At 66.0% G+C, this 9,663-nt stretch carries 12 protein-coding genes; 7 read left to right on the top strand and 5 right to left on the bottom strand.

What is annotated here, in order from left to right; translation table 11 throughout:
* The first annotated feature begins 168 nt into the window (after positions 1-168).
* On the top strand, positions 169-444 hold the full coding sequence (locus OOZ63_RS23825; protein WP_266008136.1) for a hypothetical protein: 276 nt from the start codon (positions 169-171) through the stop codon (positions 442-444).
* A 23-nt stretch (positions 445-467) separates the two neighbouring features.
* Here OOZ63_RS23825 and OOZ63_RS23820 read toward each other — a convergent pair whose 3' ends face one another.
* A complete protein-coding gene (locus tag OOZ63_RS23820) occupies positions 468-629 on the bottom strand; it encodes a hypothetical protein (RefSeq protein WP_266008135.1) in 162 nt (53 codons plus the stop codon).
* 200 nt (positions 630-829) lie between these two features.
* On the opposite strand from OOZ63_RS23820, the gene OOZ63_RS23815 reads away from it, so the two are divergent.
* From OOZ63_RS23815 to OOZ63_RS29140, 6 genes are all read left to right on the top strand, one after another.
* Complete coding sequence (locus OOZ63_RS23815; protein ID WP_266008134.1) at positions 830-1,309, top strand: hypothetical protein; 480 nt, start codon at positions 830-832, stop codon at positions 1,307-1,309.
* A gap of 197 nt (positions 1,310-1,506) precedes the next feature.
* A complete protein-coding gene (locus tag OOZ63_RS23810) occupies positions 1,507-3,225 on the top strand; it encodes a GGDEF domain-containing protein (RefSeq protein WP_266008133.1) in 1,719 nt (572 codons plus the stop codon).
* A 436-nt stretch (positions 3,226-3,661) separates the two neighbouring features.
* Positions 3,662-6,613 (top strand): fibronectin type III domain-containing protein, encoded by a 2,952-nt coding sequence (locus OOZ63_RS23805; protein ID WP_266008132.1) that lies wholly within the window; start codon positions 3,662-3,664, stop codon positions 6,611-6,613.
* Positions 6,614-6,636: 23 nt separating this feature from the next.
* Positions 6,637-7,194 (top strand): cohesin domain-containing protein, encoded by a 558-nt coding sequence (locus OOZ63_RS23800; protein WP_266008131.1) that lies wholly within the window; start codon positions 6,637-6,639, stop codon positions 7,192-7,194.
* 146 nt (positions 7,195-7,340) lie between these two features.
* On the top strand, positions 7,341-7,538 hold the full coding sequence (locus OOZ63_RS23795) for a hypothetical protein (RefSeq protein ID WP_266008130.1): 198 nt from the start codon (positions 7,341-7,343) through the stop codon (positions 7,536-7,538).
* A 142-nt stretch (positions 7,539-7,680) separates the two neighbouring features.
* The gene (locus OOZ63_RS29140) at positions 7,681-7,941 is read left to right on the top strand and encodes a hypothetical protein (protein ID WP_323055781.1); all 261 of its coding nucleotides are present in this window, start codon (positions 7,681-7,683) and stop codon (positions 7,939-7,941) included.
* A gap of 131 nt (positions 7,942-8,072) precedes the next feature.
* Here the strand turns inward: OOZ63_RS29140 and OOZ63_RS23785 are convergent, their stop codons facing one another.
* Genes OOZ63_RS23785 through OOZ63_RS23770 form a run of 4 tightly spaced genes read right to left on the bottom strand, consistent with a single transcriptional unit; the run spans position 8,073 to position 9,655 of the window.
* Positions 8,073-8,318: a hypothetical protein gene (locus tag OOZ63_RS23785; RefSeq protein ID WP_266008129.1), complete on the bottom strand. Its 246-nt coding sequence runs from the start codon at positions 8,316-8,318 to the stop codon at positions 8,073-8,075.
* Positions 8,315-8,731: a VOC family protein gene (locus tag OOZ63_RS23780; protein WP_266008128.1), complete on the bottom strand. Its 417-nt coding sequence runs from the start codon at positions 8,729-8,731 to the stop codon at positions 8,315-8,317. The genes OOZ63_RS23785 and OOZ63_RS23780 overlap by 4 nt, the downstream gene beginning before the upstream one ends.
* A complete protein-coding gene (locus OOZ63_RS23775; protein WP_416234778.1) occupies positions 8,731-9,279 on the bottom strand; it encodes a helix-turn-helix transcriptional regulator in 549 nt (182 codons plus the stop codon). Before OOZ63_RS23775 ends, OOZ63_RS23780 begins: the two co-directional genes overlap by 1 nt.
* A complete protein-coding gene (locus OOZ63_RS23770; RefSeq protein ID WP_266008126.1) occupies positions 9,260-9,655 on the bottom strand; it encodes a GFA family protein in 396 nt (131 codons plus the stop codon). Before OOZ63_RS23770 ends, OOZ63_RS23775 begins: the two co-directional genes overlap by 20 nt.
* Positions 9,656-9,663 lie beyond the last annotated feature (8 nt).

Below are 9,663 nucleotides of genomic sequence, written 5' to 3'. Positions count from 1 at the left end.
GCTGCGGCTGAACGCGCTGCGGCTGAACGCGCTGCGGCTGAACGCGCTGCGGCTGAACGCGCTGCGGCTGAACGCGCTGCGGCTGAACGCGCTGCGGCTGAACGCGCTGCGGCTGAACGCGCTGCGGAGATCGAAGCGCGCCGACACACCGCTGCCCCCGAGTCGGTGATGGGAGTAAGGCCGCGCATCGCGCCGGCGCCAGCGCCCAAAGCTGCCACGCTGGACTTGACTGGCATCCGGTTGCCCGAGGTCTCGGTGCCAGGCTCATCGAGCTTGCCGTCGCTGTGTCTGCCCGCAGCTGCGCCGCAGGCCGCGCTGGATCTCTCCTCCGTGGACAGGATGCTGGGGCGGGTCGCGCGTCAGGCGGCCGAACATGCGGCGCACAGCCGGACCCAGGCTGGTACGGACGCCGGCTTGTCGCCAGCTCCGACCCTCAAGACCTGACCACTCCCAGTTTCCTCGGTTGACTATTTGCTGCGCTTTTTTGCGCTGCTGGCCCCGCTCTTGCCCGCGCTGGCTTCCGGTTTCCCTTTCGCCGGCTGGTCGCCGATTACGCTTTTCAGCGGGCAGACCGAGAAGGCGGGGCATTTCTTGCAGCCCACGGCAATGGCAATCGGGCACAGCGTCATGATGAGCGGTCTCCGGCCGGCTGGCTGCCCCGGGGTTCGGGGTCACGGCGGGCTGGCGTCTGTGCAATGTACTCCTGCGCCCCGTCTAGCGGCGGTCGCTCATGTAGTCCACCGCCGACAGCAAGACGCTGCCTTGGCCGGTCGACATCCAGCGGCAGCGCGCCCAGCATGTCAGTACATCTACTCGCAGGAGGCACGCGATGAACGCTCCCACACCTCACCCCACCAGTTTCGGCAGCTTCAACCCGGTCGGCCATGTCGTTCTGGCCCTGCCGCGCGGCGCCGATCTCGCGGCGATCCGTGCGGCGCTGGCCGAGGCCGGCCGCCCCGAGGTGCGCACGCTGACACCCGCCCAAATGCAGGCCCAGGCCGAGGCCGATCTGGCCAACCCTAGCCCGCTGGCCGCTTTCGGCCAGGAGATGAATATCGTCAAGGTCCACCGCGAACTCGCCCTGCTGGGCCACAGCTTCATGGTGGTGGAGGCCGCGCATGAAGCCCAGGTGCAGCGGGTGGCCGAGATCGCCCGCAGCCATCGCGCCACCCGGGCCCAGCACTATGGCCGCTGGGTGATCGAGGAGCTGGTTCCGGTGGGTAGCAGCACGCAGCAGACTACCGAGACGCCCGCGCGCGGGCTCGATGCGCAAACCGCTTCCGGCCTGGAGCGCGCACCGCTGCGCTGAGCTCGGCAGAGACGCGAGCCGCGCTGCCGCGTGCAGTCCTGCACGCGCCGCCGCACAGCGACCCCATGGCGCGATCTACACTGACCGGTAGCAGCCGTTAGCGAGCGTTGGCCTTGTGCCACGGTGCTCTTCGGCAATGGCGACGGACGGATGGCAGCACCATGGGCAGCGGAATCAACAGGGGCGATTCAGGGGCAGTGAGCGCATTGGCCGACCCGCTGGCACTGCTGCGCGCTGTCGCACAGGCACTGGACGGTTTGGACATCGGCGCCTGCCTGTTCGACGAGGCCGACCGGACCCTGCTGTGGAACCGCAGCTTCCTGACGCTGTTTCCCGAGCACGCAGCCCACATACAGATCGGCGAGCCCTACAGCACAAACCTGCGGCGTTTCTATGAAGGGCGGCTGAACGCTTTCGAGATGCCCTTGATCGAGCGCTACATCGAGAAAGGCGTGGCCCGTCACCGGCTGCAAAACCGTCCGATCGCCTTCGAACATGGCGGCCGCTGGCTGACGGCGGCCTCGCTGCCGCTGCCAGGCTTGGGTCGCATCCGCGTGTGGCGGGCAGGCGAGCATGCGGTGCCGCAAGGCGGCCCTATCGCCGTGCCGGAAGGGCTGTTCAGCGATGGCGTCGCGCTGTTCGATCACGTGGCCGACGGCGTGATGGTGACGGATGCTGATGGGCAGATCGCCTGGGTCAACCACCCATTTGTGCTGATGTACGGCCTGCGCGATCGCGCCGTCGCCGCCGGCACCAGCTTCGAGGTGGTCTATCGCCGCGCATGGCAGGGCCGCGAGGGCGGCGATGGCGAGTGGTTCAGGCGGGGCTTGTCAACGCTGGCCGACAGCCTGAGGTTCACCGGTGCGCCCTTCGAGCTGCCGCTGCCCGAAGGCCGCTGGGCGCGCGTGATCGAGCAGCGCGGCCCCGACGGCAAGGGCTTCTCCGCCCATGTCGACATCACTGCGCTGAAGCATCAGCAGCAGGCCCTGGAGCAGGCCGAGGCCAGAGCACGCGCCAGCGAGGCGCGGCTGAAGGAGAAATCGGCGCTGCTTGAAGCTACGCTGGCGCGCATGGAGCAGGGCATCATGATGGTCAATGCCGAGCGCGTGGTCGAGGTGTGCAACCGCCGCGCGATCGAGCTACTGGGCCTGCCCGAGGAGCTAATGGCCAGCAAGCCCAGCTTCGAGGCGGTGCTGGCTCACCAGTGGGCCAACGACGAATTCAGCCGCACGCCGCAGGACATCCAGGATTTTGTGCGCTCTGGCGGCATCCTTGACCGCGCGCATTGCTATGACCGCCAGCGCCCCGATGGCCGGGTGATCGAGGTGCGCAGCGTGCCGATCGAGGGCGGCGGCGTGCTGCGCACCTACACGGACGTGACCGAGCGCACCCGCAGCGAGGAGCGGGTGCGCCATGCGGCCCGCCACGACGGCCTGACCTCGCTGGTCAACCGCGAGACCTTTCTCGAATGCCTGGCGGCTGCGGTGCGCGATGCCGGATGCGGCGCACCCGGCTTTGCGATCCACTACATCGATCTCGACGGCTTCAAGCCGATCAATGACCGCTATGGCCATGCGGTGGGCGACAAGATGCTGGCGCTAGCCGCCGAGCGCATGCGCCAGATCGCCCGCGACGGCGATGTCGTCGCCCGCATTGGCGGCGACGAGTTCGCGATCCTGCAATACGACGTCAATGCCGCCGACCGCGGCCTGGGCCTTGCGCGGCGAATCCTGCATGGCCTGGCTCAGCCGGCCGATATCGAAGGTTTGCAGCTGCAGCTCGGCGCCTCCGTCGGCATCGCTGTGTATCCCGGCGCTGGCACCGACCCCGACACATTGTTGCGCCACGCCGACAGCGCGATGTATGAGGCCAAAGGCCTGTGCGGCAATCAGGCGCGGGTGTTTGGCGAGGGCTGAGTGAGCCGACAGGACCTGGCTTGATGTCGGTCAAGTAGCGACAGTGCGAAGCAGTGGCGCAGCGGCCATAGGCCGTCACACTGTGGCGGCGGCGAGCCGAGAAACCAGAGGGTGATGCAGACGATGGACCAGGATGCACAGGCACTTCCCGACGAGCTGGACCCCGGGGCGTGACCGGGTCAATCCGCACTACCTGAACGCCGGTGCGCGACCCGATCCCGGGCGAAGGATACAAGGCCGTCTGGGCGTATGTCGAAAGCGCGGATGGGCTCTAGGCGCAGCTGCGCAGTTCCAGCCAGAGCGCTTGTCTGAGTGATCCAGGGTCTGTCGACATTCAGACAGACGAATAGGTCCATCCGGACCAGTCGCATACCGTGCCCGTGTCACACCAGGATGCTCGAATGCGGCGCTTGTCTCATTGCCCGCGAGCCCCTTCATGATCTCCTTGGCCTTGTCTGCCCGGCGCCTGGTTCGGCGCGCCGCCGTCCTGTTGGGCGGCTTGATGTTCGGGGCGGCGGCCTTGGCCGCCGACCTCAGGCCCTATCTGCAAACGCCCACCGCCAGCTCGATCTGGGTGTCATGGAAGACGGAGGAGGGCAGCGAGTCGGTGGTCGAGTACGGCGCGGACGGTGGGCCGCTGATGCGCAGGGCCACCGGCTCACCCCAGGTGCTGGCGGCCAACTACCGGCTGCATGGCGTGCAGCTCGGCGGCCTGCAGCCTGAGACGATCTACAGCTACCGGGTGCGCACCGGCAGCCAGGTGTCTGCGGTGTACCGCTTTCGCACCCAGCCCACGCCCGCACGCAAGAGTGGCAACTTCCGCATTCTGCTCACCGGTGATCACCAACTGCGAAACGACGACCGCCACACACCGCTGCTGAAAGCGGCCAAGGCCAAGATCGAGTCGCTGACCGGTCTACCGCTGGAAGAGTCGGTACAGCTGATGCTGAACAACGGCGACCAGGTTGATGTGGGTACGCTGGACCACTACGAATTCGTACACATGAAGCCTTCGTCGGTGGTGTCGGGCAATCTGGCCATCATGATGGCGCTGGGCAACCACGAGACCTATTACGACCCGGGCCTGGCCAACTGGCGTGCGCATACCGAGTACGACAAGATCAGCTACCAGGGAATCCCAGCTGCCGCCGACGAGACCTACTACGCCCATCAGGTCGGCCGCGTGCTGCTGGTCTACACCAACTCCGAATCGAGCTTCCCGGCCCAGACCGAGTGGCTGCGCAAGGTGGTCGCGGCGGCGAACGCCGATCCTGATGTCGACTGGGTAATCAGCGTTGTTCATCGGCCCTATCAGGCTGAGCAGTATGTGGGCGATATCTCAAGCTGGTTCCGCGATACCGCGATGCCCATCCTGGCCGGCACACGCAAGCATGTGCTGAACATCGGCGCCCATCACCACCTCTATGCCCGTGGCCAGACCCGCGACTGGCCGATATATCACATCATCAGCGGCGGCACGGCCTGGGACCAGTTCTGGGGCCAGTCGAGCGAGCGCGATATGGATGATGTGCAGAAGACCATTGCGAACTGGACCTGGCAGCTGATCGACTTCGATCTCGGCGCGCGCACGATGAAGGTCTCGACCTATGCCGAGGGCCACCCCAAGCTGGGCTTTGCCTACAACAGCCGTCTGGTGGACGAGTTCGAGCGCCATCTGGACGCCGCCGCGCCGGTGCAGCCGGTCCTGGACGGCGTGATCGACGGCGCCGCGCTGACCCTGCCGCACACATTCAGCCTGGCGGGCTACCAGTCGCCCTCGGGCATGGCTTTGAACAGCACGCAGTTCCAGATCGCACGCGACGCCGCCTTCTCTAGCAAGGTGGTCGACCTGATCCGGGATGTCGAGAACCTCTATGGCGACAGCGGTGCGCCGAACTACGAGCCGGTGGACATCCACGCCGGCGTTGATATCGAACGCTATGCCGTCGGCTCCAATGGCTTGAACAACGGCCGCTACTACATCCGCGCCCGCCACCGCGACGCCAACGCCGAATGGTCGCCGTGGACGCAGACCCGCAGCTTCACTGTTCAGGGCAGCTCGGACGGTGACCCGGCACTGCGCCTGGCGAAGAAGGTCTGGGCGGGCGGCGAGCCTGTGGTGATTGAATACATGAACGGTCGCGGCAAACCCAAGGACTGGGTGGGCTTGTACCGCAAGGGCCAGACGCCGGGTGCGGCCACGCCGGCGATCAAGTGGGGCTATGTGTCCGGTGTTAACGGCCAGTTGACCTTCAACGGACTTGCCGTCGGGGTGGAGTACTACGCTGCCTTCTTCACCGACGACAGCTATGCCGAGATCGCTCCGCGTGCCGCCTTCTATGTCGGCAACACGCCAGAGCTGGCGATTAACAAGACCCACTTCAATGCCGGCGAGCGTCCCAGCTTCACATGGAGCGGCGCTCCTGGGGGCGCCAAGGACTGGATCGGCGTCTACCGCGTCGGCCAGGAGCCCGGCGGCGTCGGCTCCACCAGCTGGTCTTACACGCCCGACAGCTCCGGCACCGTAACGCTGGGAGCCCTGAATAAGGGCTACTACTATGCGGCCTTCATGATCAACGACGCTTACTTCGAGATCTCCGAGCGTGTGCATTTTTCCGTTGGAAGCGAGATTGCCAGCGTCAGCCTGGTCAAGACCGCGCTGAGCAGCGGCGAGCGTTTGGACATCCGCTTTGCCGACGGCCCGGGTACGGCCAAGGACTATATCGGCGTGTTCCGCAAGGGTGCTACGCCGGGCATCGATCTGCTGGTGAGCTACTACTACGTCGATGGCCGAGCCAGCGGCGGCCTGTCACCCACCGAGCCTTTGCCGGACGGCGACTACTTCCTGGCGCTCTATATCAACGACTCCTACACCGAGGTCTCCAACCGGGTGGCTTTCACTGTCGGCGCCGGCAGCGAGCCTGAGCCCGCGCCGCGCGTGCTGGGTGTGTCCCGCAACCTGATCCGTAGCGGCGAGGCGCTGAACGTCAGCTGGTCCGGCATGCCGGGCCAGGCCAAGGACTGGGTCGCCGTCTACCGTGCCACCCAGACCCCGGGCAGCGCCAGCCCGGCCGTGCAATGGCGCTATGCCTCGGGCGCGACCGGCAGCACCACCTTCACGGGCCTGGCCGCGGGCGAGTACTACGTCGCGTTCTTGCTCAACGACGGCTATCAGGAGGCCGCCACCCGCGTGCCCTTCGCGGTGCGCAAGCTGGGCGATATCAATGGCGATGGCGCCATCAATGTTAGCGACCGCGATCTGCAGCGCGCTGCGACAGGCAGCTGCGAGGGCGACGCGCGCTACCAGCCCCTGGCCAATTTCGACGCCGACAAGTGCATCACCCAGGCCGACTACAAGCTTTGGTACGCCCTGTTCACCCGCCAGTGAGCGCCTATTCAAGGAACCAGCCCATGAAGATCAAACCCGTCCTCGCCGCGCTGCTTGCCGGCCTCTCTTTGTCGGTAGCTCAGGCCGCCAACATGTCGCTGTCCGGTGCCACTGCGGCCACGGTTGGCCAGAGCTTCAGTCTCGAAGTCGCGCTGCTGCAGCCCTTTGACGGCGAACATGCAGGCGACGAGCTGCTGGCCTTCGGCATGGGCCTGAGCTTCGATCCCAGCCTGCTGGCGCTGACTGGCGTGAGCCTGGCCGAAGGATGGATGGACGACTCGGCGCTGACCGGCGTGGTCCTGTCGGGCTCGGCCTTCCCCGGTGTGGCCGACGCCGGCCAGGCCTCGCTGCGCCTGGCCACGCTGTCCTTCAAGGTGCTGGGCGCCGGCAACGCCAGCATCGGCTTGTTCAGCGATGCCGCCGCAAACCTCAACCACGGCCTGATCTACTTGGTGGCGCCGACGCTGGACGTACAGGCCGGCCACAGCCTGGCCCTCACCGTGCCCGAGCCTGCCAGCCTGGCGTTGATGCTGGCCGGGCTGGCGGGTATCGGGCTGGTGGCGCGGCGGCGGCGGGGCTGAGACCCGGGCGTGTCGATGGCCCTGGGGTCGGCATTGCGGCTCCTGGGCAAATGGCGAAGCTGTCCTGGCTACAACGGCGCCTTCTCCTACCTGCGCAAGGCGGCAAAGGAGCGAGGATGGGCTTCACCCACTTTGGAGCTCTTCCCATGACCGACCCGCGCAATATTGCCCACGACAAGAAGGTTCAGCAGGCCAAGAAGCACCACGGCGAAGAGATCGCTCCCGGCTCGGACCAGACGCCGCAGCCCGGAAAGAAGACGCCGATGGAGCACCATGCCAGCGATGAGCCCAAGGTGCCGGACGAGGCGGCGCCGGTACCGAGTGAGGAGAAGCCTTTGAAGTAGGGATTCATTGCGTCACCTAGCCTTTGGTTTCATGGCAGACCGCTTCGATGTTGTGCATGTCCGGACCAATGAGGAAAGCGGCGTAGCAGTTCGCGTGGTACGGGGGCGCAGACCCGGCGCACCTTGATCGTCGCCCCCCTGCTTGAAGAGCTGCGCGGTAGAAGGCTTCGACCTGTCCGCAGCTCTCGGCCGTGAACGCCAGGTGAAGATGCGCCGCCTTCGCCACGGCACGGCGCATGCACCGCGAGGATTTGCTGTCCACGCGGCAAAGCTCGACGCCCCGCGGCCCTTGCGAAACGACAACGACAACGACAACGACAACGACAACGACGCCGAGCGGCTCGAGTGCCTTGACAAAGGAGGCTTTGCTCGCGCCTTGGTCGCCAAAGCCGAATACACGTGATCGATCAGGTGGCGGCCGACTGGTCCGGGGTTGAACGAGGTCGCAAGGACTCTGGACCAGGAGGAGCTTCGGTGTCTGGTCTTGAATGCAGGAGTTTCAAGATCTGACCACGCCTGGCGCCCCGGTGCTGTTCAAGCGACCGGCGTTCCTGGCTCTGTGGCGCCATGCCGTTCGTGGCGACGGCCGAGATAGGGCACGGCGAACAGGTACAGCCCCGTCAACAGCAGCAGGCCCAGTGGCAGCAGCGGCGCGTAGGTCAGCCATAGCGGTGGCTCTCCCCGCCCTTGTGCTCGGGCGACGAAGTTGGCAATGACGGTCAGCGTGAAGGCGATCGAGACCCAGCGGTGAGTCCGTCGCAAGTAGCCGCTGCAGTTCATGTCGAACTCCCCGCTGCCTGGATCATCTTCCAGGCGTTGCCCGCGGGGTCGCGGAAACCGGCATCCACGCTGCCATAGCGATCCATCGGCTCCTGGGTGAACTCCACGCCCAGGGCATGCAACTGCTTGTAGCTGGCCCGGCAGTCCGCCACCGCCATGACCAAGGGCGGCATCGCGCCCTTGGCGACCAGCGCGCGCAGCGCCTTTGCCGTTGCCTCGTCGTGCATCGGTGGCCCGGGTGTGAACAGGCCGAGCTGAAACAAGGGCTGCTGCGGATGCTGGACCGTCAGCCAGCGATACGCCCCATTGCGCACATCCGTATGGACGCGCAAACCGAGCTTGTTGACGTAGAAGTCGAGCGCCTCGTCCTGATCGTTGACGTATACACCCACCACATTGATACCTTGGCTCATCAGCGCTCCTTTGTTGATGCGCGATTTGTACCCTTGGCTGCGCGGCGGCGCTTCTCCGAAACTGCGATGGTGAGGTCCGGCCGCTGTGCGGATTTCAGGACGCAGGCGGGCACGCGGTCGAGCTGGCCGGTCTCGGCCCGGGCCCCGATGCGATGCTCGGTTGGGCTTTTGCCGGTAATGTCTCGGAATATGCGCCCGAAGCTACCCAGACTCTCCCAGCCCGTCGCAAAAGCGATCTGTGTGATGGGCAGTTCGGTGTCGCGCAGCAGCGTGGCTGCCTGCTCGATGCGCCGCGTCAACAAGTAGCGATGCGGTGGGATGCCAAAAGCCTGCCTGAAGGTGTGAGCGAAATGTGTTTCGCAGACGCCGCTGACTTCCGCAAGCCGCTTCACCGGCCAGGGTTCATGCGAGGCGGCGTCCATGCGGTCCCGTGCGCGCAGCAACCGCCGCAGCAGGGCGGGATCCTGGGTCTCGAAGGCTTCAGGCGGTGCTCCCGCCACAGCATCGAGGTCTTGTGCCCAACGGCCCTTAGCCAATATGTTCCGCATCCGGCGGCGGTACGACCCAGCCATGCATGCGCTCCTCGTAGACCGAGACGCTGGGCGAGGGGAAGCTCTGGTCGGCGAAGGCGCCGACCGGGATGGCCAGGAATTCTTCAAGGCCCTCTGGCTCGTAGTAGACCGTGGCGCCGCAATGGGGGCAGAAGTGGAAGGTGACGCGGGAGCCTTCATCGCCAACCCGCACATACAGTGTGGAGCGGCCTGACAGCGACACGTTCTCACGGCGAAACCTTGCCTGTTCGCCGAACACGCTGCCGGTGCGGCGCTGGCAAGCCAAGCAATGGCAGATGGAGACGCGAACCGGCTCGCCGACGACCTTGGCCGTGAGCTGACCGCAGCTGCAGGAGGCAAGGCGTTGAATCATCGGGACGA

The organism is Paucibacter sp. PLA-PC-4 (assembly GCF_026241155.1).
In the GTDB taxonomy this organism is placed as follows: domain Bacteria; phylum Pseudomonadota; class Gammaproteobacteria; order Burkholderiales; family Burkholderiaceae_C; genus Roseateles_E.
The sequence above is the reverse complement of the archived record's forward strand: the minus strand, read 5'-3'. Positions and strand labels throughout refer to the sequence as shown.